The following is a 25,900-nucleotide window of genomic DNA, read 5'->3' as shown; positions in this document are numbered from 1 at the left end:
CCTGATAGGATTAGGCAGCAGGAATCAATGCATCCTGCTGTCTGATTAATGACACCGTAGCTTTGATTTCTGGCGCTAACCAGCGGTCTTGCGTCCAAGGTGCCACCAAAGTGCGCAAGGCTTGCCAGACTTGGCGCGTACCCGGTGCCAGTTTCTCATTATCAAAGAACTCATACGCCTGCGCAGCCAGCAAGTACTCAATCGCCAGAATATTGTAGAGATTATCAATAAGCTTGAGCAGTTTGATAGCCGAGTTGGTTCCCATGCTCAGATGATCTTCCTGCAATGCAGACGTCACAAAGTTATCCAATACGGCCGGTTGCGCCAGTTGACGGTTCTCGCCACATAGCGAGGCGGCGACATATTGCGCGATCATCATGCCCGAGTTTACCCCCGGCTCGCTGAGCAAGAACGGCGGCAATCCGCTCACTAACGGGTTAATCAGGCGGTCGAGGCGACGCTCGGCCACGCTGCCCAATTCGGCTAAAGCAATCGCCAAAGCGTCAGCGGCCATCGCCACGTTTTCACCGTGTGGGTTAGCTTGCGATACCACGCGCCAGTTTTCACTATCGCCCAAGACCAGCGGGTTATCGGTCGCTGAACGTAGCTCGATATCCACTTGCCCAATCGCGTAATTAATCTGGTCACGGCAGGCACCGTGGATCTGCGGAATAGAACGAATACTCAGCGCGTCCTGGGTACGGATGCCTTCGCTCTCAGCAATAATCTGGCTACCGGCTAATATTTGGCGTAAGCGCTGGCCAACCAACTGAATACTGGCGCTTGGTTTCAGCGCCAGGACTTCCGGGTCAAAGGCCACGACTTGCCCACGCAAGGCTTCAAAACTCATCGCACCGGTCACATCGGCCCAATCGGCCAGACGAGTCGCGTCATCGAGCGCTAACGCGGTTAATCCAGTCATACATGGCGTACCGTTGACCAGACTCAAGCCGTCTTTAGCCGCCAGTGGACAAACTGACAGCCCTTCAGCCTGCAACGCGGCGCTGGCCGCAATACATTGCCCTTGGTAATCCACCTCACCCATACCAATCAGGCATAAGGAAATGTGCGCCATATGGCTCAAGTAACCTACCGAGCCTTGAGAAGGCACCACTGGCGTAATGCCATGATTCAACAAATCTAGCAGCCCTTGCACCAGCACCGGGGAAATACCGGATTTGCCCTGCGAATAGTTCGCCACCGCAGCACACATAATCGCGCGGGTTTGCTCAACCTTCAGCGGTTCACCCACGCCACAAGCGTGGCTCATTAGCGTATTGCGCGACAGCTGACTTAATTGGTCATCTGGCAAAATGATATTACACAGCGCACCAAGCCCAGTATTAATGCCATAAGCCCGCACACCCTGCTGCTGGATACGCGTGACGATATCCCGTGCATTACGAATACGCGCCCACACTTCCTCGCTCAGCGATAAGCGCGCCTGGTAACGCGCCACGGCTGCCACATCTTGCCAGCGCGGAGCCTGGCTTGCCCAAACGATATCTTGTGACTTCATATTATCGATGCCCATTCTCTTAATGATGGCTTGAAATAAACTGACTAAAACGTTCGGACGCCTGCGCGCCAAAGAGATCCTGCGGTGCGCCCTGACAATCAATATTGCCTTGGTGCATAAACACCACGCGGTTAGAGACGTTACGAGCGAAGCCCATTTCATGGGTTACCACCAGCATGGTGCGCCCCTCTTCTGCCAGACTGCGGATCACTTTTAATACTTCGCCTACCAGCTCTGGGTCCAATGCTGATGTAGGCTCATCGAACAGCATGACTTCCGGCTCCATCGCCAATGCACGGGCAATCGCCACACGCTGCTGCTGGCCGCCAGAAAGCTGTGATGGATAATAAGCCCGGCGCTCATAAAGGCCGACGCGCTGTAATAGTTTTTCTGCCAGCTCGATACATTCCTGGCGCGGACGTTTAAGCACGTGCAGCGGCCCTTCAATGACGTTTTGCAACACCGTCATATGCGACCACAGGTTGAAGCTCTGAAACACCATGCCCAAACGGGCGCGAATGCGCTGAATCTGCTGAGGATCGGCAGCCGCGGTGCGGCCATTAACGTGGGGTTTCATTTCGATTTTTTCGCCTGCAACCCAAACCGTGCCGGCATCAGGGGTTTCCAGCAAATTAATGCAGCGCAAAAAGGTACTCTTGCCTGAACCACTGGCACCAAGGATAGAAATGACATCTCCTCTGCGAGCGTCCAAAGAGATGCCTTTCAGCACCTCGTTATGACCAAAGGATTTACGGATATCCGTCATCGACAGCGTAACAGGTGATGTCATGGTTAAGACCTCTCAGCAGATTGTGGTTCAGCAACAGCGGTAGCAGGCGTTGGTCTTTCATTTTTCGACAAGTAACGCTCAAGCAGTTGGAAAGCTTTGATCAATACATAGTTGATCAGCAGGTAAATCACCGCCGCACAGATAAAGACTTCCAGAGTGCGGTAGGTTTCCTGAATAATTTTTTGTGCCACGCCAGTGACTTCCCATACGGTAACCAAGCTGGCAAGCGCGGTAGATTTGACCAATAGAATGGCTTCGGTCGAGTAAGCGGGTAACGCATAGCGCAACGTAATGGGCGCAATAATGCGGCGCAGCAATAACCAGCGCGACATACCGCAGGCCAGACCGGCTTCAATTTGACCCTGCGGAATTGACTGTCTCGCACCGCGTAAGATTTCTGCCGTATAAGAGGCAGTACACAGCGCCAGTGAGAAAATCGCACAGAAGAAAGGTTGTTTGATCACCGGCCAGATAAAGCTTTCGCGAATGACGGCAAATTGGCCTAAACCGTAGTAAATCAGGAATAACTGAATCAGCAGCGGTGAGCCACGAAATACCAGAATATAGGCTTTAGCGGTCATACGCAGAACGCGCCATTGGCTTAGGCGCATCGCCAAAATCCCTAATGCAAAGATCCCACCGAGGATAAAGGAGCAGAAAAAGAGTCCCAGCGTGGTCGGCACGGCGGCCGCCAACTTGAGAAAAGTACTGGTCAAAAAGGTTATATCAATCATTATCTCTCTCCCGCCCTTATTTGCTGCTACCCGGCTGACGAGCGAGCGAACGGTTCATTCGCTCTTCAGCACGGTTAAAGAGGACATTGGAAAAACTGGTGAGCACCAGATAAAGCACCGCACCAGCCACAAAGAAGGTGAAATACTGGCGGGTTGAACCGGCAGCCATCTGGCTGGCGCGCATGATCTCAACAATCCCGGTGACTGAGATAAGCGCGGAATCTTTCAAGCTCATCTGCCACACGTTGGATAAGCCGGGCAGCGCCAGGCGGAACAACTGAGGGATGGTGATATGGCGTAGGATCAGGCCCTTGGGCATGCCAACCGCCATCCCTGCTTCAATTTGACCACGAGGAATAGCCAGTAATGCAGCGCGATACACCTCGGCCTGATAGGAACCAGAAATCAGCCCAATGGCCAGCGCCCCCACAAAAAATGGCGGCAACTGAATAAAGCCATCAGCGCCGAACCATTTACCAATTTCGGTCAAGACGCCTGAACTGCCGAAGTAAAACAGATAAATAATCAGCAATTCGGGAATACCACGAAAGATCACTGAATACCCTTCAGCCACACCACGCAGCATGCGGCTGGAGGATAATTTGGCAGAGGCGACCAGGCCACCAAACACGGCCCCAATAAGCAAGGCGCTGACGGTTAATAACAGGGTGGTTAACGTCGCCGCCAGCAACATGGATGACCAACCATCATCACCAAAACCAAATAATGACAACATGGCAAACCCCTTAATTATGGTGTGACGTCTGTTTTAAACCACTTCTCACTCAGCGTTTTCACCGTGCCATCGGCAATTGCCGCTTTGAGTGCAACGTTCAACTTCTCGCGCAGGTCAGCATCGCTTTTTCTCACACCAAAGGCTTCAACGCCGCCAAGCTCGGTGCCTTTGAGTTTCGGCCCCATGTAATCAAGGTTTTCATAGCCTTTGCTGGTGATCATCGATTGCGAAATGGTTTCATCATCCAAGACCGCATCGATACGCTCAGTTTGCAAATCCAGGAAAGCATCTGCTGAGGTGCTGTATTGACGAATAGTCGCGATGTCGCTGAAATATTTATCGAGGAAGGCGTTATAGACGTTACCGGTAGCAATACCGATGGTTTTGCCTTTTAACGCAGTACGCAGGGCAGCTAGCGCCTGTTTATTTTGATCCGCAGTACCTGAAATAGTCAGCGCCGGTGCATCCGCTTTCGGCGGCGGCAGCAATTGACCTTTCAGGCTAACGAAAGTGGCCGGAGTCGACGCATAAGGAATAGTGAAATCGACCTGTTTTTCACGATCTGGCGTAATCACGATGGAATCCATGATCACATCAAATTTGCCGGCTTGCAGGCCAGCAATCATGCCATCCCAGTTCTGCACTACGATGGTGCATTTGATTTGCATGCGTTGGCATAGGTTATCCATCAGTTCTGGTTCAAAACCACCGATTTTTCCACCCGGTAAGGTGATGTTCCAAGGCTGGTAAGCCCCTTCAGTGGCAATAGTGATGGACTTCCACTCTTTGGCTGTCGCGGAAAAGGCCAGGCCAAGCCCCAGAGCAATGCTTAACATGTTGCGTAGCACTAATTTAGTACGTTGGTGTTCATTTCTCATACATCCTCCGTAAAACCGCATCATCATAAATACTTGTCTATACAACCAATGCAATAAAAATGCCAACAGAACTCGCGAAACAACATTAATATTTATTGATTTAAAATCAGTTGGTTATGATTTTTATTGTTATGGAAATGTTATATGCAATCACCACTATATGAAAATCGAGATGTATATACAGGTAGAAACATGAATTCTTTGGTGCAACGCACAAAATTTGTGCATGACGAGTGAAAACAATAGATGGACGGCGCAAGCGAGCTCACGACAATAAGAAAAAACATCGGTGTGCAAGGTGGGACGAGAACGTCCCACGAAGATTTTACTTAGGGGAGACTATTTTAGTTTTTACGCTGGTGTCCACAGGCCAGTAGCCAGCGTATGGGGAGAGTAGTCGACGTTCTGAGCGCGAAGTGGAAAAGCATTAACGAATCGCCATGCGCGTTCAATATCAAAGCGCCAGTAGCGTTCAGCTCCCTCGACCCACTGATTATCAGGGCTTTGCTGCCACAACACTTGCGTTGTCCCTTGCAGATGCAGAACATCCCCGCGCTCAAAATCAATAAATAGCATCGCCGCTCGTGGCTGTATCAATAGATTACCAAGAGTATTCATATAGCGATTGCCACGAAAATCTGGGATCCACAACGTATTGCCCGCCAGATAAACAAATCCCGGCCGCCCACCGCGATGAGAAATATCGACGCCACCCTGTGCAAGTTCCGCCTGCGAACTGCTGGCGATAAAACAGGTATCGGCATGGCTGATTAATTCCCTCGCGGCCACGTCCAAATGAGCTAATCGTTCAATAGTGACCGGGCCAGGCTCCACCGCCGACAAATCACGAACCTGAATATATTTGGGGCAATTACCGAAACTCTGGTTCACCGCAATTTCAATGCGATTTTTGTCAGTGCGGCTAATCACTCCGTTGGCACGGTTACGTCGCCGGTTGCTAAAATCTAACCCTAGCAGCCCCACCGATTGACCCGGCACCAGCGCTGCCTGCGCCGGATCCTCCTCCCAACGGCGGGCGCTAATCCGCAGGTGGCCAGCGTCAGGCGTACGCATAAACCCCGGCGGGCCGCTAAATACGGTGGCAACTGGCCACTGTTCGTCATCAAGGGTGCCGACAAACACATAGCGCAGTCCAGCGAAAAATTCGCGATGCTGGTCAGGCATTGCCGAATAGATATTGCCACCGACCTCACTAAAACCGGCCAGCGCCTGTGCTTGTAACTCACCTTGATGGAACGAAGCCCGTTGCATGGTGATTAGACTTTTGCCGGGATAGGCAATGCAGGCATGGCAAAGAAGCCCGGCAGAGCTTGAATACGGCTCACCCAACGGCCAATAGCCGGATAACTATCCAAGGAGACTCCGCCTTCTGGCGCGACAGCCACATAGCTATAGCAAGCAAGATCGGCAATGGTCGGTTTATCGGTCGCCAAATAGTGATGCTCGCTAAGATGCTGTTCCATCAACGTCAGCAAACGAGCCGACAGCGTTTGTGCAAAAGCGAGCGGTTCGTCAGTACCAAATTGCATCACCATACGGCATGACGCCGGGCCATAACGCACTTCCCCCGCGGCTTTGGACAGCCATGCCTGTACCTGCGCGGCTGGCACCGCCTCTTCCGGCAGCCAGTGGCTTCCCGCCGCGTAGCGTTTCACCAGATAAACCATAATGGCGTTGCTATCCGTGAGCACCTGTTTAGCATCGACCAGCACCGGTATCTGACCAAGCGGGTTCAGTTGCAGATATTCAGCACTTTGCCGCACGCTGGCAGGCGCATCGACAGTTTCATAAGGTAAGTTCAGCATCCGCAGCAATAACGCCACCCGGTGACAATGGCCAGAAAGGGCTGTTGCATACAATTTCAGTGTTGGTGCATTCAGTGGTGACATCACAATCTTCCTCCAGGTTTTCTCGCATCATACTCTTGCAACTTCGCTTATAAATCAGGCAATGTGGAAATTGATAATTTCAATTACTGGAATAATGTATGGATCGCTTGGATGAATTAGCCATCTTTGTTGAAGTGATTAAACAAGGTAGTTTAGTTGCGGCAGCACACAAATTGCGGCGTTCAGCCCCGGCGATGACCCGCGCTATCGCCTCACTTGAGCAACGCTTTGGCGTGCGCTTGGTAGAGAGAACCACCCGGCGTCTGGCGGCAACTGAAGCAGGATTACGGCTGATGGAACGAGCACAGGTATTGCTCGTCGATTACGATAATGCGCTGCAAGATACCGGTATGATGCAAGTCGGCGGTCTGCTACGAATTACCGCCCCGCTGCAATTTGGCCGTAAGCATTTAGCGCCAATAGTGATGGATTTTATGGATGAGTATCCGCAAATCCAGATTGAGATGCTGCTTAATAATCGCTATCTAGATTTACTCGATGAAGGTATTGATGTCGCGCTGCGCATCGGACATCTGCAAGATTCGAACAAAGTAGCTAAACGGCTGGGAGAGGTCTCCCGAGTATTAGTCGCCAGCCCAGACTATTTAGCGCAACGTGGTGAACCCTCGCAGCCTGCGCAGTTAGCAGAACATGATGTGATTTTGGGTATCCAAACGCCGAATGTCAGTGAATGGCGCTTTGGAGCGCATGAGAACAGCGAGCGGGTACGTTTATCCCCGCGCCTGTTTTTAAATGAAGTGGAAAGCCAACTGCTGGCCGCGCGAATGGGCAAAGGCATTGCCAGATTATTATCCTATCAAGTCACGGAGGATCTGGCGGCAGGTACGCTGGTGCGGCTATTGCCGCAGTTTGAACCCCTGCCCATGCCGGTACAGCTGGTAGTGCAAAACGTGCAACTCATGCCGCAAAAAGTGCGTACTTTTTGGGATTACGCCTATCAACGTTTACGCGTTTTGCCGCAGATTCAGCCGCAATAACCGGGTGCTCGCGATACGTCCAGGCCCGGATTGCGACACATCTTTTATGGCACGGCGTCTAGAATAGGTAATTAGCGAGCCTTATTTTTTCGAACCAGCATCGAATAAAATTCCGCCATCAAACGTTAATATCAAACATCCTATTAGAGAGTCTGCCATGTTGCGTATATTAACTTTTTTAACCCTTTCTATCCTTGCAACCACCACCAGCTTTGCCAAAACCACCCAGTATCAGATCAATTCTCGTAACGCGAATGTGAAAGTCGACTGGACACTGTCCGCAAGTAGTAAGATTTATCATGCCCGGTTATCACAGGTTAACGGCATCGTTACCATGGATCCCGAGCAAGATATGCAAAATAAAATTGTGGTGAATATTCCGATCAACACCTTAGATGCTCACAATATCTTGCTGACTCACGAGCTCAAAAGCCGTCGTTTTTTTGACGAGCTTCTCTTCCCGGTGGCGACATTTCGCAGTAGCCGAATTGTCAGTACCGGCGCGGGACATTATCGTGTTTTAGGCACGCTACAGATTAAAGACGTTCAGCGACCGGTGATACTCGAAGCGGATGTTATGCCAGCAAACCCGCTGCCTGATGTGCCCAAAACACTCATCCTTAATGCGAAGACCACGATTTCCCGCTCATCATTTGGTATGGATAGCTATCTCTTCCTGGTCTCGGACTCGATTGGTGTGGATATCAGACTTGAAGCCAATATGATCCAATAACGCAGCTAGGTAATCCGCGCCTGTAACGTTTGCGCGTTTTTCTCAAGGTCATTAAGCGGATTACGGCCTACTAAAACAAACAGATAGCCCTGAGCACTCCACCAGACAAGGTTCATGCCGTGACGCTTTTCTGATTGCGCAGTAACGACCGCCGCAGAGGGTTGATAAGCGCGAGAAATGCACAGTGCCATCGGGCCTGAATCGACATTAGCCCAGGCAATTTGCGCAATGGAGGTGCTGTCGTATCGCAGCATGCGGACGCTTTTCAATTCACTGTCTGGCAACGCCAACTGCGCCGTATCCAGATGCAGGCCGATGTCCTGCTGGGTTCTTGCCAACCCTTTATCCAGTACAGAGGGAGCACTGTCGGCATCTGCCAAGGTTTCATTGCTGTAGAGCGACATATATTGCGCGACCAGTTCACGCACTTTTTCACTGCCGCTGACTTTCGCTGGCTGACCGCGTAGCAAGTACCCCAGCCCGGCACCTCCGCTCATCCCCACCGCCAGAAAACCGAGCGAGGCGGCCAGTAGCGCACGGCGGCTGGCAGAAGGCCCGGCACTGGCAGCCGTTTTATCTAATAGCGTATTAAGCTGAGATTGCAGTTTTGCCTCGGGAGCATCATCAAGTAACAAGGCAAAGGCCTGCTCAAAAGGCTGATTGCTCTGCATCAGTTGTTCAGTACGGGCGGCTAATTGCTGATCGGTTTCCAGATGACGCTCAAATTGACTGGCATCGTCATCGCTCATCTGGCGATCAATCCAGGCCACGATCGCCTCATCGCTGTAAGGAGCGGTAAATACTCCTGATTTCATTGGCCTTGCTCCTTAGAGGACACCGCGTTAGCCAAGGTTGCCCTTGCCGCAGCCAGACGGCTCATGACAGTACCTATCGGCACCGACAGCGTATGGGCTGCCTCCTGATAAGTGAACCCTTCGACGTACACCAAAAAAACCGTATTGCGCTGCGCTTCCGGCAGATGGCACACCTGCTGCATGATTTGCTGATACTGCACACGGTTTTCGTCGTGACTTTCGCTCACCACCTCCAGCAAGGTGTCGCTCTCGACAAACCCTTGCCCCTGACGAACAGCCTGCGCCCGCAGATCGTTTACCCAAATGGAGTGGAGGATGGTGAACAACCAGCGGTCAATGCGCGTACCGGGGCTAAACTGCGCGCTTTTTTCCAAGGCGCGCACGCAGGTGGACTGCACCAGATCTTCGGCAATATCCCGATTACGTGATAGCACCATGCCATAACGCCATAATCGCGTCAGGTGGGCGGCCAAATGTTGACGCACTTGATTGCTGGTGATTTTCACATCCTCAACGAGATTCGGGCTTACCTACATAGTCGTGCGGCAAACGCACATACTGGCAGATAATAGCCCGACTCTGGCATTGAGATACACCTCAACTGCGTGGCAACATGCGGCGCAGCACATTATCACGTAATACATAGTGATGAAAAAGCGCCGCCAGAGCATGCGCGCTCGCTAAGCCAATTAGCGCCCAGGCGACACCATTATGCAGAGTCGCAAAGGTGTGGCGCATGGTGATATCAACCGGCGCTAAGGTCGGAATATCAAATAAGCCAAAGAAACGGAAAGGCTCTTCCTGCGCCCAGCGGAATAAGAATCCGAGAACAACCTGAGTTACCAGCAGCAAATAGAGCAGTCCGTGAGTTGCATGAGCGATGATACGCATCGCTGGCGACGTCTCTGCTTTCGGCATTTTATAACGGGCATTCCACTGACTGCCGATACGCCACAGCAAACGTAGAATAATCACCGCTGCCAGTAAAATACCGCAGGAGATATGCAACGATTGCAGCTCCTTGCGCAGCGGTGTGCCGCGTTCCAGCCAAGCCCAGATATGGGCGCTGGCAAACATAAAAATAACCGCCGCGGCGGTTACCCAGTGAAAAAACAGCGTTAAAGCATCATAACGTTGACGAACTGGTGCAATGGACGAGTCAAATTGGGGCATGAGTAGCGCTTCCTATGAATGAGATACCTTGTAAACACCTCAGCCTCGGAATTTATTCGCCAAAATTTATTCTTTTTTAACCCTCCACTGTCGACCAAGAGCCTATCCTTTTAATAACCGATCCATCGCACGTTTTATGGCCCGCTATTTGCTTTAAGTTTCACTTGTGCATACAAGTATAGATATTGGTCAGCTGATAACAAAATCATAACAATAGTGATGAGGGAAGAGTGATGCCAAACGTATCAACGCAAGATCCTGCTACCACCAGCGCAAACCGGACTGGCAGCATGATAGAAACACGCAATATCGATTACATCCCCGAAAACGAACGCCACGGCCACGTATTTAGCCAATTTACGCTATGGTTTGGCGCAAATTTGCAAATCACGGCGATTGTGACCGGTGCACTGGCCGTCGTATTAGGTGGCGATACTTATTGGTCGTTGATTGGGCTGTTTATCGGCCAGATCCTCGGCGCATCGGTCATGGCATTACATGCCGTACAAGGCCCGCGCCTCGGACTACCGCAGATGATTTCCAGCCGCGCTCAGTTTGGCGTTTATGGTGCGGTGATCCCTTTATGTTTGGCTTGCGTGATGTACGTGGGCTTTTCTGCCAGCGGTACCGTATTGGCCGGGCAATCGCTGGCTAAATTGGTACAGATTTCCGACTCCAGCGGCATTTTGTTATTCGGTGCGATCATTATTCTGATCACCTTGCTGGGATATCGCATTATTCACGGGTTGGGAAAAGTGGCCAGTCTGCTGGGGATTCTGCTGTTCTTGTATCTGTTCTTCCGTATTTTGGTTGAGCATGACATCAGCGCACTGTTGGCGAATCGCCACTTCTCGCTGTCGATGTTCTTGCTGGCCATTTCGCTCTCTTCATCGTGGCAGATTGCTTTTTGCCCTTATGTTTCCGACTACTCACGCTACCTGCCACGTCAAACCTCGGGTAAAAAGACCTTTCTGGCGGTTTGGGCGGGCACGATTATCGGCACGCAGATATCGATGACATTGGGCGTGCTGGCGGCCACTTTAGCGGGCAAAGGCTTCGCGGGTCATGAGGTGAGTTATATCGTCGGATTAGGTACCAGCGGCACCATTGCCGCGCTGCTCTATTTCAGTATTTTCTTTGGCAAACTGACGCTCACCACGCTCAACGCTTACGGCAGCTTTATGTCGCTGGCGACCATCATTTGTGGCTTTAAAAAAACCGTACGCATTAGTTCTGGCTGGCGCTTTGCTTTTATTTTGTTGATGGTGGTGCTATCCACCAGTATTGCGCTGCTCGGGGAACGCTCTTTCCTACATGCTTTCACCCAATTCCTGTTATTCCTGCTGGCATTCTTTGTACCGTGGAGTGCGATTAACTTAATGGATTATTACGTTATTTCTAAGGGGAAATACGATATTCCGGCCTTGTCCGAGCCGGGCGGGATGTACGGGCGCTGGAATAAAATCGGCATCACAACTTATGCCTTAGGCGTGCTGGTGCAACTGCCGTTTGTCTCTAACGGGTTCTTCAGTGGCCCGCTGGTTTATCTGTTTGATGACAACGATATTTCCTGGTTTATCGGTTGGATATTTACCGCACTGTTCTATTTGGCCATTAATCGTGTGGCCCCCAAACCGGTGCTGACTGCCAGTCGCTATCCGCAATAAACACGGACGATTGCGTCTTTATAACCCCCTCCGTTCACGGAGGGGGTTATCGCTTAAACAAACATTCTTATTGCGCAATACACTAATAATGCTGCCAGCGTCAGGTTAACGATACGACCATGTCGTTGAAACAAAGCCTGAAAAACATGCCCCGCCAATGCCCAGCTGAGAATACCTATTGTGCCGATTAACGACAGCAGTAGGCTTACCGCAATAACCCAGAGCATGTCGTGCGTATATGGCAATACAAAGCTCGAAATCGCCGTAATGCCGTAGAGAATGATTTTTACATTCACAAATTGCAGCCCAAAGCTGGCCCAGAAACTCAGTGGCTGCGTCGAGGAGCCAGACGACGATGGCCGACTCATCGCAACTTTTACTGCCAGCCACAAGATATACGCCGCACCTATCCAGTTAAGCCAAACAGCAATACCAGGATCAAGACGAGTCAGCGTGAATGTAATGGCGGCACATAACAACATCACCGCCAAAAAACCTAAGCTCATGCCTGTCAGCACACGGCGACTGCCACTCAATCCATGAGAGCTTACCGAGCTTAGTGCCAAAATATTGTTAGGTCCCGGGGTCATGGCGGTAATAAAGGTATAAGTAAAAAAAGCGCTGATAATGGCTGGGGTCACGACTCTTCTCCTGTGTTTTGCGAGAAATTACCCCATTCTTTTACTTTTAAAAAATGAATGTTTTGATAGTCTTAATTCGAACATTTCGATAGATATGGGTAATGACGATGGATTTACGGCGGTTTATCACCTTCAAGACGGTCGTTGAGGAAGGTTCATTTGTGCGGGCATCGCAAAAGCTATGCTGCACCCAATCGACAGTGACGTTTCAAATTCAGCAGCTCGAGCAGGAGCTATCGCTACAGTTATTTGAAAAAATTGGCCGGCGTATGTGCCTCACCAACGCCGGGAAGAACCTGCTTGCACACGTACATGAGCTCTCACGCGTCATGGATTCTATTCGCCTTACCGCTCAACAAGATAACGAGCCGAGCGGCGATCTCCGTATCGCCACCGGCGAAACGCTGCTGGCCTATAAAATGCCGCAAGTGTTGCAACGCTTTAAGCAAAGGGCTCCCAAGGTTCGACTCTCTTTGCAGTCACTCAACTGCTATATCATTCGGGATGCCTTGCTGTCTGATCGGGTCGATTTAGGCGTTTTTTATCGGGTAGGGAATGATGATGCGCTAGCCATGCAAAGTTATGGCGAACAAGAGTTAGTGTTAGTAGCTTCGCCTCAGCTTGAAGACATTGACCTTACCCGGCCCAACCAACATATCCCGCTAAGTTTTATCATTAATGAACCGCAATGTATTTTCCGCCAATTGTTTGAAAGCACGCTGCGCCATAGGCGGATCACGATGGAAAACACCATCGAATTGTGGAGTATCGAGAGTATTAAACAGTGCGTAGCAGGTAATCTTGGCATCTCTTATTTGCCTCGTTTTACCGTGGAGCGAGAGCTACAAACGGGTATTTTAAAAGAGTTAACGTTTAGTGAAACGCCGCTGAGCATCACCGCGCTCTGTGCCCACCACGCCGGGAAAGTGGTCAGCCCGGCGATGAAAATATTTATGGAATGTATGCAAGAGTGTTTGTCAGGGCAGACCCTGGATAACGCAGTAAAAAATCCAGGATTACCTCTTGCCGCCAGCCTATAAAAAAACGCCGGGCCGGTATTCACATATCGGCCTGGCGTTTTATATAAAAACGACCCTCATCGCACGTTACTTGTCCGCAATGACCGCCAGCAGTTCGGCGATATGCCCCTCTTTGAGCAACTGATAGTGGTCAGCCTGTAAGGTAACGATACGCGGCGGCTGAACAGAGAAGCTCTCGCTATTTTCCAGGAACGAATAATCGTCGCCCTGCGCTTTAATTACCGTGACTGGCGCGTTGATCTGGCGTTCGCTCAGCTCATGGAAGCTATAAGTAAACTCAAACGTCTGGCTGACAATATCGGTAATACGGGCAATCTGTTCTACCGACATCTCCTGACGATGCTGGGCAATAAAGGCGATAAACGCATCGCGATTTTTCACGCCCTGTAGCGCACTGTCCAACAGCGGATGGTCAATGCTGCCCATAAATACTGAGAACAGAATCGTCAGATAAGCAGGGTTGTCGTAGCGGGCTTCACGCGAATGTTGCAAAGCCTGCTGCTGGCGTACTTTTGGCGAACCCGGGGCAATCAGCAGCAACTGTTCTACTTTTTCACCGGCGCTTTCTAACTGCCATGCGGCTTCGAAGGCGACGCGAGCACCAAAAGAGTATCCCCACAGCGTATAAGGCCCGTGCGGCTGTTTTTGGCGAATAAGCTCGATATCACGTTCAGCCATCTCTTTTATCGACGCGGCGATGGTTTCATCAGCGTTGATACCACTGGCCTGAATACCAAAGAAGGGCCGTGATGATGGCTGAGAAACCGCCAGCGTACGTAAATTCATGCAGTAGCCGCCCAACCCCGGCCAGCAGAATATCGGACTCTGCACACCGCGCTGCTGTAACGGGATAAGCCGGGAAACCGTCGCTGATTGAGTGGTGACCTGCTGTGCCAGTTTTTCAATCGTCGGCGCAGTGAAAATCGTTTGTACCGGTAAATGGCAATGGTGCTGTTTATTGAGTTTGGCGATAAGCGCGACGGCAATGAGCGAGTTACCGCCAACTTCAAAGAAGTTATCATCCACGGAGAATTGCGGCCGTTTCAGCTTCTCTTTCCAAATATCGGCAATTTGCTCTTCCAGTTCATTACGTGGTTCGATAATCGTCTTATGAACCAGCGTCAGTTCTTGTCTGGCTAGCGCCTGAATATCGATTTTTCCGTTAGCCGTTTGCGGCAGTTTTCCCAGGACCAAAATCTGATTCGGCACCATATAAGCAGGTAAGAAGCTCTCAAGGTCATCGCGTAGGATCTCCGCTGGGCCTTTCATGTGCACGCTATCTTCTTTCATGCCTTCGCTGGTTTTCTGCTCCTCGCTAATACGGCCTCCTACACAGAAATAGGATGCGCCATTAAGTGCCGGAATAATTTGTTTCAACGCGACGGCAGAGAGCAAATCATTGCCCGTTTCCGAGCTATAGCCTGAAGCCATCACGCCCAGCAATTTGCTGTTGCTCATCATGCGTTGCATCTGTCTGCCCAAGGTAATGTATTGTTGCCAGCTGCGCTGTTCCTGGCTGACAAGTGCAATACCGAAAGAGGCGTTGTCATAGACCTTCTGGTTAATGGCGATAACGTGATTCTTTCTGATGATGCTTTCGCTCAGCAGCGCCAATTCCCCCTGCTGGTAACGGTAAATACCGGTGGCTAACCCTGACACTTTTTCAGGCATTGCCTGTACCAGCAAGTCTACCGGCAGCGACTGGTATGGCTGATAACTGTCGATACGGCAGCTGGTCAGGTAATAATCTTCGTCCGCCACATCCAACCGTTGTTTCACTTCTGGCAAGCTGAACTGCTCGGCGATGCTCAAACCAAACTCAGGCAGCACATAATCCAATACGCCCTGCATATGCCCCGCTTCGAAATTCAACACCTCTTGCAGATTGTTTTTGTAGATAGGTTCAATTGCCGCCTTTTTACCGATGAAATGGCAAGCAAAATAAGGTTCGCTGCGTGCCTCCGCCGCGCTGCAATATTCCAACTGGTGTTTCACCGGATGATAGTAATAGATGCCACTATCAATCTCGTTAATCCCTGACAGCTCGATATAAAGCTGAGTGGCATACAGCGCCCCCGGAGAAGACCAGGTGTATTTTGGCAAAATGCGCTGTTCGCTGGTAAAAGTACCGAAATAGCGTAATAAGCGGCCTAAACTTGCCAAAGACAGAGCGTTAAGGGACGCAGCAGTACCTTCAGGAGAGCGTTCAGCCAGCAGATCCAGTAAATCCTGTCGCGTGACGTCTCCCCCCTCATAATAACGATAGGTTTTACGGCCAAAGGCCAGTGCTCGTTGTTGTGCTGTTTCCTGCTTACCGGGCAGGCCGATCGCCCGATTGCTTGGTGACGTCTCGCGGCACCCGGCGTTGGAAAGCTGCATATAGACCTGAGCTTTGTTAGCCTTGGACTGGTGATGGCTGTCGATTTTCCCCTGATCCATCAATGCTGCTTCTTTATCATTAAGCTCGACGAAGCTGATCAGGTTTTGATATCCGGTATGGGGATCGTTCTTAACGATCACCGCCGCGTGGCGCACCCACTTGTGCTTTTCAATCGAAGAACGGATTTCATCAAGCTCGATGCGATAGCCGCGCAGTTTGATCTGGCTGTCTGCCCGTCCCATATAATTGACGTCACCCTGCTCGCCCCAGCGCGCCAGATCACCCGTTTTATAGATACGGGCGTAAGGGTTCTGCGGTTGGAAAGGGTCAGGTAAGAAGCGTTCACGGGTCAGTTCAGGGCGCAACAAATAGCCCCGCGCCAGCCCGGCTCCACCGATGTATAACTCACCGGTTTGCCCAAAGGCGACCTGTTGCAAATTCTCATCAAGGATGTAGTACGACGTATTCGCGATGGGATGGCCGATTGAAATGACATCAGCGGATTTATCCAACACGTCCTGCGTCACCGTCAGCGCTGAACTATTGATGGTACATTCCGTCGGGCCATAAAGATTAATCAGCTGGCATGCCGGGAACGTTTCCAGACACAGCTGTGCTAATCTTTTATGCAGTGCTTCTCCGCCGCTAAATATCTGTGTCAGGCTGGCGCACTGCAACACATCATCATCGTCGAGAATCGCCTGTAGTAGCGTGGGAACGCATTGTACTGCGGTCACTTGATGCTGGCGGATAAACTCAATCAACCGTGCAGGGTCTTTATAAATCCCCACTTCCCCCATAATGACCGTCGCGCCACAAGATGGCGCTAAAATCTCCCACTGTGCCGCATCAAAACTCATCGGGGTTTTTTGTAAGATTCGAGTGTCTTGGTTGAGATGATAGTCGTTTGCCAGCCAGGTCATCTGGTTGACGACGCTATGCTGTTCAATCATCACCCCTTTCGGTTTACCCGTACTACCAGAGGTATAAATCACATAAGCCAGGTTATCCGGTTTTACCGTCGAGGCATCAAACTGCTCGGCATGCAGGCCTTGTTGTGCGATGAAATTCTCTACATCCTGCCAGGTAAAAATATGGGTAGTAGCAGGCACCAGCTGTTCAAGCTGGCGGCGCAGATGTGGCTGGGTATAAACAATTTTCGTCAGGCTGTCTTCAAGCATATAGCGCAGACGATCTTCCGGGTATTCCGGCGAGAGCGGCAAATAACCGTTCCCGGATAACATAATTCCCCACGCACCATTCATTAATGATAGCGAAGGGTCAACAAATAAACCGATGCTATGGTCGCTGTCAGCAGCATGCTGCTTAAGATATAAAGCAATAGATTGAGCCTGAAGCCACAACTGTTCGCGGGTCAGAATTTGCTCTTCGCAAATCACGGCCACCGCCTGAGGATTACGATCCTTCTGTGTTTTTAACATATCCGGCAGGCTATTCCACGCCGAATGCTGATAATGATTAACCGCTTTTTTTGTGTCGTTATAAATAGTATCAAGTGTCATAGCTGACTTCCTTACCAGGAGAATTCGCAATGTGTAAAAAGTAAAATTGGCTAATTGAATGCGTTAATCAGTGTGTTAAATGCCGGTGTCTGCCTCTTGAGAAAAACTTTCCGGAAGTTCAGGCGTGGTAGTAAAGTGGCTTGCGACCTGGCGATAAAGTGAAAGGTAATGGGTGCGATACCACAGTTTCTGCGCGACATAGACCAGCTTAGGGTTATGCTCTTCAGCATCGGCCAACGCCGCCGTGATAATCACCTGCCATTGTTGGCTGATGCTGTCATCTTGTGGCGCATCAATCGGCTGATGCCATTGCTGATGCAGTTGGGTCAGCGTCTGGGTGCTTGGGAAATCACCGCTGGATAACACAATGCCGATCATCCCCTGCCAGAAACTCTGGGCAACGCTGCGCTGCTGCGCTTGCGGTAAACGCTTGGCTATCTCTTCCATCGCATGCAAAGAGGTAATCAAATGCAGATTGACGAAATCCCCCGGGCGAGCGAGGTAAATGATTGCCACCGCATAGTAAAGTTGCAGCCATACGGCATCGAGTTCGTCGTTGAGTAACCAACCAGGAATAGCATCCATCGCCAGATGGCCTTCAGCCAATGACATGGCAATGCGATATTGCAGCCCTGAACGTTTCAATTCTGGATGGCAGTTGGCTTTTTCTGGGTCAATTTCTCCGTTCTGCACCCGCTGTGCCCAAGCTTGAAAACCGGGACTATCTTGCTCAAGCAGGGTGCTAATGTGGGTCAGAGAATCGATGGCAGACGTGTGTGCAGCCAGCAGTTGTAAATTTTGACGCTCCGGATGGCAAGAAACCCACGAGAATGCCATATAGGCCAGCCCTTCGGTAATCATGCGCGGATGGCCATAATCCAGCCCCCAGCCAAGGTGAATGGTGGCGTGAGTGAAAGCCCCCGCCCATCCTGGCAGTAAAATGGGTACCCATTTTTCTAATACGGCATCCAAGCCACGTTGGGCGATCAGCTCATCAAAATAGAGGCACCAGCTGGAAAAACTGGTGCGCTGACCAAGTAGAGACAAGCAGTTATTATCATCCACCGTATAACGTGAAGGCCGTTTAGGCTCGAGGCCAAAACCGTAGGTGGTTTCTTTAACGTATTGATAATAATATTCTTCGATTCTATCGGCCGATGCATTCAATCCCGCCAATGCCACAACCGCATGTTTATTATGGTTCGAGAGATGCCCGTTAAATTCAATATGATGGGACGCATCCGCTAAGAGTGCATCAATACGATCTTTGCGAGACAGACAAGTGTTAGCCGTCCCCGTTTCTGGAGAAATAAGTGATGTCATGGTGCGTTATTCCAATTACAGAAGGTGAAATAGCCTCAGCTTAATAAGATATTTCACCGTAAATATTGGTTATCAGGCGGTCAGCGCCTGCTGTGAGACTTTTGCCAGAATCGCGTCTACGGTCTGGTCAAAGGTTGTAGCGATATGCTGAGGTTGCATTTGTGCCAGCTGTTCGTGGCTATGAACGCCCCACACCACACCAAACCCAGCAATTCCAGCCTGACGAGCCATTAAGAGATCGTGGGTCGTATCCCCTACCATGCAGGTGTTTTCTGGGGAGACTTGAAAGGCGGCCATCAGTACTTGCGCCATTTCAGGGTCAGGTTTTGGTCGTTTAACATCATCAGCACAGAGCACCTTGCTGAAAAACGGCAGTAAGCCCGTCGCCTCCAGAAGCGCATGCGCGCTTTTGGACACTTTGCTGGTGGCAATCGCCAGCACTACACCGTGTGCCTTTAATTTTTCCAGACCTGCTATTACGCCAGGAAAGACCAGCTCGCGTGCGCCCGGCAGCACTAATTCACGGAAAGCCTGTTGATAGGCGCTCACCAAAGCCGGGATCCGCACATCATCGGCGCTAATTCCCATCAGTCGATTGAATGCCGTTTCGAGGGGCAGCCCGATCGTCTGGCGAATATCCTCCTCATTTACCGCGGCAAGGCCGTTATCATGCAAAACGCTGGTAAAAGCGCGCACAATCCCTGATGGGGTATCAGCCAAGGTGCCATCAAGATCAAAAATCGCCAGTTGCTGGGCCATCTCAACCTCCATTTTTCAGGAAATGGGCATGCGCTACAGCCAGACGAGCACCCACTGCGGCATTGCTGATAAGCACTGACATATTGGCTTTCACCGTTTTACCTTCGGTGGCTTTTGCCACTGCGCGCATCAGATAAGGTGTTGCACCCGGACCACGAATACCTTCACGCTCGGCTTGTTCTGCAGCGATACGGATAATGCCTTCAACTTCTTCACGATCGATGGCATCTTCTTTATTTACCGGCGCGGTAATAATGACGGAACTGTGGTTACCTAATTTCCAGTGATGTTCAATAACGCTGGCAACTTGCGTCGCATCATCGATGCGATGGGGGCTGCGATAGCCGCTGCTTTCACAGTAAAAAGCAGGGAAGTCATCGGACTGCCAGGCAATCAGAGGGACACATTGAGTTTCCAGGTATTCCAGTGTCAGTCCAAGGTCGAGAATGTTTTTAGCGCCGGCGCAAACTACCGCCACTTTAGAGCGGGTAAATTGAATCAGGTCAGCCGAAATATCCATGCTCTTTTCTGCACCACGGTGCACACCACCAATACCCGCAGAGGCAAAGAAAGCAATACCGGCTAAATCTGCCGCCACCAGAGACGAAGCTACGGTTGTCGCCCCCATGCCACGCTGGGCAAGAATGACCGGAATATCTCGACTGGTTGTTTTGGGAATACCTTTCACTGAAGCAAAGCGATCAATATCCTGCGCAGTCATACCAATGACAAATTTGCCATTCTCAATACCGATAGTCGCCGGAATTGCCCCTTCATCTCTGACTGCCTGCTCAATTTTTAGCGCAGTCGAGGCATTATCAGGATACGGCAGGCCATGAGAAATAACGGTTGATTCCAGCGCAACTACCGGTTTCCCACTATTTAATGCATCCAGAACTTCTTCGCTATAATTTAATAAATCAGTATTTTTAAATTTCGACATTTATATCACCTCATCACTATTGTTATAATTAGGGAAAGTATGTGTTAATTCTTTCTTTCCAAGAATTTCATTTTCATAAACATCCTGCATCCATATTTCAGGCTCAACAGGTTCAAATGCAACAGAAATAACATTAGATGGACATTTAACAATATCTTCAACGGCTTTAATAAAAGCGCTGGCGAGCATATTGCGCTGTTCGTCAGATAGTGACGGGAAATGCTTCATATTAATATGCGGCAAGTAAAATACCTCATGTTCCAAGGCTGACTATTTTTAAGCAAAATGAATGTAAAATTATCAGCATTACTTTACTAGATGACATTAAGGAAAATAATAGTTTCCCATTGCTCAACGATTAATAAGACAATTTCCCTATAATTAACCATCGTGGCATATCAACCCCTTACAGGCCTTGATAGCGCAGCGTCTTAAATCTGTCACTCAACGTTTTAATTCTGTAATTTTTAGTTTTAAATTTGTCACTTTCAATACTGAGATGAATTCGTCGTTACTTTTATTAACAATTACCGCGCATTCATAAAGTTAGAGAAAAAATAGATTTTTATAAAACACAAAGATGTATACTAATGTCGTTAATACATTAATGGTATTATAAAGGTAGTATTTAGCTATTAATTGAATTGCAAGATGGATTAAAGAGTGAAAACACAATCTCTTTTCATGAAATGAGAATTAAAATCTGATTTCTCTATAAAGAAAGCACTGAAATGTTTAATCATTCCAGTGTTTAAGATAATCAGCATTATTTTATAACTATTTATTCAGCGGGGGGGATTCAGGGAGGTCACTAGCTTTGCGGGCAGGTGTAGGCCAAACAGCATTCCGTCATACTTTCTTGGTATTTATTAGCAGAAAAACTCACGCCATCTGCCGATAACTCTTCGCTGTAAAAACCTGGAATGCCATTAATAATAACCTTGGCTACTTGCAGCTCTTTCATAAACCTTGATATCAGTTGTTGGTCACAGGTGATCACCGACACATTCCCTGCTAACCCCGCATCGTTGGCTTTACGAATGGCACTTTCAATACTGGTATAGGGGGTGACCAGTGCTACTGGCCCGAATGTAGCTTTTGCCATCAATGGCATGTCAGCAGTCACGCCGGTAAGTACAGTGGCAGTTAACATTGCCCCATCTCGTTGATTACCGGTGACGCAGCATGCCCCCTGATTTACTGAAATTCTAATACGCTGCTCAATTTCTGCCGCGCTAATTTCGTCAATTAAGGTGCCAAGTTTAACATCGGTATCAAGCGGGTTGCCGGTTCGGTAACTCTGTGCCTCCTCAGCCAAACAACGGACAAATGCAGCGTGACAGCGTCTATCGACCAACACACGTCTGATCGCTGAACTGCGCTGCCCTGAACAAGAAAAAGCCCCGCGGGCAGCAAGCGCAGCGGCTTGTTTCAGGTCAGCATCAGCGGCAATAATCATTGTATCGTTACTGTCTATTTCGAGGGTCAGTTTGCAACCTGTCACTTTCCGAGCCACCTCTTCGCCTGCCGCCGGGCAACCGGTGAATGACAGCAAATCAATATAGCGCTGTGCAACCACCAGATTAAGAAATGCGGCAACAGAGCAATTAACCAGAGTAAACATCTTGCTCGGCATCCCAGCTTCACTCAAGATTTTATGAAGTGCCAGTGCACTGGAAGGCGTTTTTTCACAAGGGTTAAGCACAATACGATTATTGGTCACGATAGCGGGCGCGACCTTGCATACCACCTGGGCCAGAGGATGATTAAAAGAGGTGATTGCGGCAATAATGCCAGACAAAGGGGAGCGGCGTGAAAAATGGATATCGGCATTAGTCTCTGAATGACCCGCTGATGGACAATTTTCAGCAGCCATCAGTAATGCTTGCTCTGCGGCATAATGGAGGACTACGCAGGCAATCTCGACTTCATCATAAGTATCTTGCAAACTTAGCCCTGATTCTTCGCTGATTAATACCGCGATCTCAGGTTTGTTTTGCTGCAATAATTGTCTGGCGCGGCTCAAAATATGATACCGCTGCTCACAGGATAGGTTTGGGTGATACGCCCACGCAGCGGCTAACTTCGCTTGCGCCTGTCGTGGGCTATCAACAGCCAATTCTGCCACCACAACATTATTCCATGGATTACGAACAACGGTGGTTTGCAACTGAAGTATATTGCCCATATTATCGCAATGGGTCACAGTCATGAGCATCATCCTTTTAGCACAGACGTTAAGCTTATTTTATCGCTTTGGCTTTTCTACTCGCCGATAATTTAGATACCCAGATACCAGAAATAATCAGTGCTACCGCGATTAATTCAATCCATAACGTATCTTTTGGATGATTAAATTGATCAATGATAACGCCTGAGATCATCTGACCGCTGATAATCAACAAGGCGGCTTGTGTTGAGCCGGTACGCGGCAGAACATAGCTGTTAATAGCGACAAAGAGTGCGCCCATTGCGCCACCAAGCCAGGCAAACCAAGGGGCACTGAGATTGAATGAAGAAAAGCCCTTGCCGTAGAAGAAAATAATTATCGTCAGGAAAATAAAACCGACAATATGGTTCCATAGTGATGCATAAAAAGCATTACGCTCCATGCTCAGCCGCCCATTAATAGAACGGCTTAAACTGATGCAAACGCCATTTAATAACGAAATAAAAATATAAGTTAGCATAATGTTATCTGTGAATTATCAGAAGGGCGCTGCCGCACAGTATTAAGGCAACGGAGAGAAGATCCAGCGCGGAGAATCGGCATTTGATCACACCGAACCAGCCACGCAGATCGGCGAGTAATCCAAAGATTATCTGTCCTGTCATCATCAGTGCCAGTGTACCGGCCAGTTGCAGAGGGCTGTTTACGGCAATAGCCGCCAGCAGAACAGTAAACGCGCCAGGAATACCGCCCAGATAGCTCCATTTCGGAGGCTTACTGGCCTCAGGCGCTGCCTGAAATACTCGCGTTGTGCGAAACCTCAGCATGAGTAGTACCCAAGCAACAAGGGCGCCTGAACCATGGGCAAACCATGAGGCAAGCAGCGGTGAGCTCCAGGTAGCCAGATAGCTATTGGTGGTGATCATAGCGGTGAGTAACACGCCCGCTCCAACCGCCAGTAACAAAATAGTGCCGGTGGTACGCATAACTTAATAGCTCCGTAATAGTTTGGACGCTATTTTAAAAAAATTTCAAATGCGGTATAACCCGCCCGGCAAGAAACTCATTGTTTACGAGAAGTTGACAAAATAATGGATAATTTCGCTACAATCCCCTTTTTTATCGCGGTGGTCGAAACGGGTAGCTTTTCGGGCGCGGCCAAAAAACTGTCTGTCACTAAATCTGCGGTCAGCAAAAGGATCAGTCAGTTTGAGGCAGATTTAGGCATCCGGTTATTAAACCGCACAACGCGTAAGCTGAGCCTGACCGAGGCGGGGCTGAAATATTATGAATATGTCCGCGCTGCGACGCTGCTGGCAAAAGAAGGGGAAGACGCAATATCCAATATGCAGGATAAAGCCCAGGGAATTTTGCGGCTCACCGCGCCAATGGTATTTGGTCGGTTGCATATTTCACCTCTGCTGCCGATTTTCCTGAAAAATAATCCGCAGATAGAATTACATTTATCGATGGATGACAAAGTCGTCGATTTAGTGGAAAACAGTTTTGATATGGGGATCCGCATCGGCCAACTTAGTGATTCCTCTCTTATCGCCCGTCCCCTCGCCCCTTGCAGCAGCGTTCTTTGCGCCTCACCGGCTTATCTACAGAAGTTTGGTACACCAGAAACGCTGGAAGATTTGGCTCAACATAACTGTCTTTTTTATTCTTATTACCGTGGCGGGGCGACCTGGACGTTTGATGGCCCTAGCGGACCGGAGCGTTTTTTACCACGCGGCAATTATCAGGTGAATAACAGTGAAGTGTTGTATGAGGCGTTACTGGCGGGGATGGGGGTTTGTCAGATGCCAAAATTTATCGTCGGCCCGGCGCTGGCAGACGGACGGCTGGTTGCACTGTTGCCTGAATATAAGCTGCCGTTGCACCATATTTTTGCTGTGTATCCGCAAAGGCGGTTTATGCCAGAAAAAATGCGCCTGCTGTTAGAGTTTTTAATCCAGTGTTTCAATGAAGGGTCAGATTACCGGGTTCGCTACGAGAACTGATCTGCTTCAGGCTGCCAGGTATTAATGGCTTGAATCACTCGGCCCATCCGTGGGCCGCGCCCCGATCGGGGCAATCACTACGCGTAATGTGATGTTATTGGTCTTTCGGTAATGGACCTAATTTCACGCCATCCGGGTAATATTCCCAGCCGTCACGGATTTTCACTTTGTCATCCCACGGCAACTTATATTCACCATTTGCCAAGTCCCTTACCCAGGTCAGATAGTTTTCACGAGCGCCCCCCGGCTGGCCCACGTAACCACGGCATCCCAGGTTGAAGATATTGTTTTCCAGCGCCCAATTTTCCCGTGCCTTATCGACCAAGCGAGGGAACAGCTCTGCGGTAACAATTTCCCATGGGTTACGATGGCCCTGCTGAATCACATTGCCGTCGTAATTACAGACGGTACCTTCACCAAAGTAATAGAACACTTCATCATAGCCTGCCAGGTTGACCGATACGGTATACATCAGGTTCTGCCAGGCGTTGGTGCGGTTAGTCCAAATCCATTGGTCATTCACCTGGGTCGAATAACCCGAGATGCGAATATAGACATTACACCCTTTGTAAGCCGCTTCACGCGCCAGCTCTGGGAACATGCCATCATGGCAAATACAGACCGCCAATTTAGAACCTTTAGGCCCATCGCACACTGGCATCCCTTTGTTGCCCGGCATCCAAGGCTCGATTGGCACCCATGGCTGGAGTTTGCGGTAATGCAGCGCTATCTCACCTTGCGCATTGATAATAATGGCCGTGTTGTACGGCGGTAACGAAGGATCTTCGTTACGCTCCATCAGCGAAAACACGCCCCATATATTGTTGCGCTGGCAGGCCTGTTTAAATTGACCGATCTCAGGACTTTCCAGAGTGAGCAACATCTCATCATAGGTCCAGATTTTGGTATTTAACCCTTGGGTGGAATATTCAGGAAATACGATGACATCCAGACCAGGGTATCCCGCTTTCGTCGAATCAACCGCCTTACAAATTTTATCGACTTGAACTTGAATATCTTCCGGCCCTTTAATAACCGGAACGGGATATTGAATAGCTGCAATTAATAAAGCTTCATCCCAAGAACTTACGCTACCGGTGCTGCCCATAATCAACCTCTCTTATTTCACTGAAAGATAGTTACATTGAAAATAAAAATAATT

General features: G+C 49.6%; 25 protein-coding genes. 5 read left to right on the top strand and 20 right to left on the bottom strand.

Going from position 1 to position 25,900, the window contains the following annotated elements; genetic code table 11:
- Positions 1 to 10: 10 nt before the first annotated feature.
- From ACL9RG_RS03690 to ACL9RG_RS03660, 7 genes are all read right to left on the bottom strand, one after another.
- Positions 11 to 1,519, bottom strand: a complete 1,509-nt coding sequence (locus tag ACL9RG_RS03690; protein WP_422791239.1) for an HAL/PAL/TAL family ammonia-lyase — start codon at positions 1,517 to 1,519, stop codon at positions 11 to 13.
- A 19-nt stretch (positions 1,520 to 1,538) separates the two neighbouring features.
- Positions 1,539 to 2,309: an ABC transporter ATP-binding protein gene (locus tag ACL9RG_RS03685; protein WP_422791238.1), complete on the bottom strand. Its 771-nt coding sequence runs from the start codon at positions 2,307 to 2,309 to the stop codon at positions 1,539 to 1,541.
- Between the two features lie 2 nt (positions 2,310 to 2,311).
- Positions 2,312 to 3,043: an ABC transporter permease gene (locus ACL9RG_RS03680; RefSeq protein ID WP_422791237.1), complete on the bottom strand. Its 732-nt coding sequence runs from the start codon at positions 3,041 to 3,043 to the stop codon at positions 2,312 to 2,314.
- Positions 3,044 to 3,059: 16 nt separating this feature from the next.
- Positions 3,060 to 3,779: an ABC transporter permease gene (locus tag ACL9RG_RS03675; protein ID WP_422791236.1), complete on the bottom strand. Its 720-nt coding sequence runs from the start codon at positions 3,777 to 3,779 to the stop codon at positions 3,060 to 3,062.
- A 14-nt stretch (positions 3,780 to 3,793) separates the two neighbouring features.
- Entirely contained in the window at positions 3,794 to 4,615 is an 822-nt protein-coding gene (locus tag ACL9RG_RS03670; protein ID WP_422791580.1) for a transporter substrate-binding domain-containing protein, read from the bottom strand.
- 393 nt (positions 4,616 to 5,008) lie between these two features.
- A complete protein-coding gene (locus tag ACL9RG_RS03665) occupies positions 5,009 to 5,929 on the bottom strand; it encodes a pyridoxamine 5'-phosphate oxidase family protein (protein WP_422791235.1) in 921 nt (306 codons plus the stop codon).
- 5 nt (positions 5,930 to 5,934) lie between these two features.
- On the bottom strand, positions 5,935 to 6,567 hold the full coding sequence (locus tag ACL9RG_RS03660; RefSeq protein WP_422791234.1) for a glutathione S-transferase family protein: 633 nt from the start codon (positions 6,565 to 6,567) through the stop codon (positions 5,935 to 5,937).
- 98 nt (positions 6,568 to 6,665) lie between these two features.
- Between ACL9RG_RS03660 and ACL9RG_RS03655 the strand changes: the two genes are divergently transcribed.
- Positions 6,666 to 7,565 (top strand): LysR family transcriptional regulator, encoded by a 900-nt coding sequence (locus tag ACL9RG_RS03655; RefSeq protein ID WP_422791233.1) that lies wholly within the window; start codon positions 6,666 to 6,668, stop codon positions 7,563 to 7,565.
- Positions 7,566 to 7,722: 157 nt separating this feature from the next.
- Positions 7,723 to 8,298, top strand: a complete 576-nt coding sequence (locus ACL9RG_RS03650) for a YceI family protein (RefSeq protein ID WP_422791232.1) — start codon at positions 7,723 to 7,725, stop codon at positions 8,296 to 8,298.
- Positions 8,299 to 8,303: 5 nt separating this feature from the next.
- On the opposite strand, the gene ACL9RG_RS03645 is transcribed toward ACL9RG_RS03650, so the two are convergent.
- The 3 genes from ACL9RG_RS03645 to ACL9RG_RS03635 form a co-directional block, all read right to left on the bottom strand.
- Positions 8,304 to 9,113: an anti-sigma factor family protein gene (locus ACL9RG_RS03645; protein WP_422791231.1), complete on the bottom strand. Its 810-nt coding sequence runs from the start codon at positions 9,111 to 9,113 to the stop codon at positions 8,304 to 8,306.
- The gene (locus tag ACL9RG_RS03640) at positions 9,110 to 9,598 is read right to left on the bottom strand and encodes a sigma-70 family RNA polymerase sigma factor (protein ID WP_422791230.1); all 489 of its coding nucleotides are present in this window, start codon (positions 9,596 to 9,598) and stop codon (positions 9,110 to 9,112) included. Before ACL9RG_RS03640 ends, ACL9RG_RS03645 begins: the two co-directional genes overlap by 4 nt.
- A gap of 112 nt (positions 9,599 to 9,710) precedes the next feature.
- On the bottom strand, positions 9,711 to 10,286 hold the full coding sequence (locus ACL9RG_RS03635) for a cytochrome b (protein ID WP_422791229.1): 576 nt from the start codon (positions 10,284 to 10,286) through the stop codon (positions 9,711 to 9,713).
- 233 nt (positions 10,287 to 10,519) lie between these two features.
- On the opposite strand from ACL9RG_RS03635, the gene ACL9RG_RS03630 reads away from it, so the two are divergent.
- Positions 10,520 to 11,953: a purine-cytosine permease family protein gene (locus tag ACL9RG_RS03630; RefSeq protein WP_422791228.1), complete on the top strand. Its 1,434-nt coding sequence runs from the start codon at positions 10,520 to 10,522 to the stop codon at positions 11,951 to 11,953.
- Between the two features lie 53 nt (positions 11,954 to 12,006).
- Here ACL9RG_RS03630 and eamB read toward each other — a convergent pair whose 3' ends face one another.
- Positions 12,007 to 12,594 carry a cysteine/O-acetylserine transporter gene (gene eamB / locus ACL9RG_RS03625; RefSeq protein ID WP_422791227.1) on the bottom strand — a complete coding sequence of 196 codons (588 nt, stop codon included), beginning with the start codon at positions 12,592 to 12,594 and terminating at the stop codon, positions 12,007 to 12,009.
- Positions 12,595 to 12,701: 107 nt separating this feature from the next.
- Here eamB and ACL9RG_RS03620 point away from each other — a divergent pair, with 107 nt between their 5' ends.
- The gene (locus tag ACL9RG_RS03620; RefSeq protein WP_422791579.1) at positions 12,702 to 13,634 is read left to right on the top strand and encodes a LysR family transcriptional regulator; all 933 of its coding nucleotides are present in this window, start codon (positions 12,702 to 12,704) and stop codon (positions 13,632 to 13,634) included.
- Between the two features lie 66 nt (positions 13,635 to 13,700).
- Here the strand turns inward: ACL9RG_RS03620 and ACL9RG_RS03615 are convergent, their stop codons facing one another.
- From ACL9RG_RS03615 to ACL9RG_RS03580, 8 genes are all read right to left on the bottom strand, one after another.
- Entirely contained in the window at positions 13,701 to 17,537 is a 3,837-nt protein-coding gene (locus tag ACL9RG_RS03615) for an amino acid adenylation domain-containing protein (RefSeq protein WP_422791226.1), read from the bottom strand.
- A gap of 75 nt (positions 17,538 to 17,612) precedes the next feature.
- The gene (locus tag ACL9RG_RS03610; protein WP_422791225.1) at positions 17,613 to 18,860 is read right to left on the bottom strand and encodes a questin oxidase family protein; all 1,248 of its coding nucleotides are present in this window, start codon (positions 18,858 to 18,860) and stop codon (positions 17,613 to 17,615) included.
- 72 nt (positions 18,861 to 18,932) lie between these two features.
- On the bottom strand, positions 18,933 to 19,619 hold the full coding sequence (locus ACL9RG_RS03605) for an HAD family hydrolase (protein WP_422791224.1): 687 nt from the start codon (positions 19,617 to 19,619) through the stop codon (positions 18,933 to 18,935).
- A gap of 1 nt (position 19,620) precedes the next feature.
- Complete coding sequence (locus tag ACL9RG_RS03600; protein WP_422791223.1) at positions 19,621 to 20,562, bottom strand: pseudouridine-5'-phosphate glycosidase; 942 nt, start codon at positions 20,560 to 20,562, stop codon at positions 19,621 to 19,623.
- A complete protein-coding gene (locus ACL9RG_RS03595; protein WP_422791222.1) occupies positions 20,563 to 20,805 on the bottom strand; it encodes a hypothetical protein in 243 nt (80 codons plus the stop codon).
- Positions 20,806 to 21,373: 568 nt separating this feature from the next.
- Positions 21,374 to 22,774: an aldehyde dehydrogenase family protein gene (locus tag ACL9RG_RS03590; protein WP_422791221.1), complete on the bottom strand. Its 1,401-nt coding sequence runs from the start codon at positions 22,772 to 22,774 to the stop codon at positions 21,374 to 21,376.
- A gap of 31 nt (positions 22,775 to 22,805) precedes the next feature.
- A complete protein-coding gene (locus tag ACL9RG_RS03585; protein WP_422791220.1) occupies positions 22,806 to 23,252 on the bottom strand; it encodes a DMT family transporter in 447 nt (148 codons plus the stop codon).
- A gap of 4 nt (positions 23,253 to 23,256) precedes the next feature.
- A complete protein-coding gene (locus ACL9RG_RS03580; RefSeq protein ID WP_422791219.1) occupies positions 23,257 to 23,718 on the bottom strand; it encodes a DMT family transporter in 462 nt (153 codons plus the stop codon).
- Positions 23,719 to 23,823: 105 nt separating this feature from the next.
- Between ACL9RG_RS03580 and ACL9RG_RS03575 the strand changes: the two genes are divergently transcribed.
- Positions 23,824 to 24,738 (top strand): LysR family transcriptional regulator, encoded by a 915-nt coding sequence (locus ACL9RG_RS03575; RefSeq protein ID WP_422791218.1) that lies wholly within the window; start codon positions 23,824 to 23,826, stop codon positions 24,736 to 24,738.
- A gap of 94 nt (positions 24,739 to 24,832) precedes the next feature.
- On the opposite strand, the gene ACL9RG_RS03570 is transcribed toward ACL9RG_RS03575, so the two are convergent.
- Positions 24,833 to 25,846, bottom strand: a complete 1,014-nt coding sequence (locus tag ACL9RG_RS03570) for a formamidase (protein WP_422791217.1) — start codon at positions 25,844 to 25,846, stop codon at positions 24,833 to 24,835.
- Between the last annotated feature and the right edge of the window lie 54 nt (positions 25,847 to 25,900).

This window comes from Rouxiella sp. Mn2063, assembly GCF_049319665.1.
In the GTDB taxonomy this organism is placed as follows: domain Bacteria; phylum Pseudomonadota; class Gammaproteobacteria; order Enterobacterales; family Enterobacteriaceae; genus JBMOUD01.
This window is presented reverse-complemented; position numbering and strand designations above follow the sequence as displayed.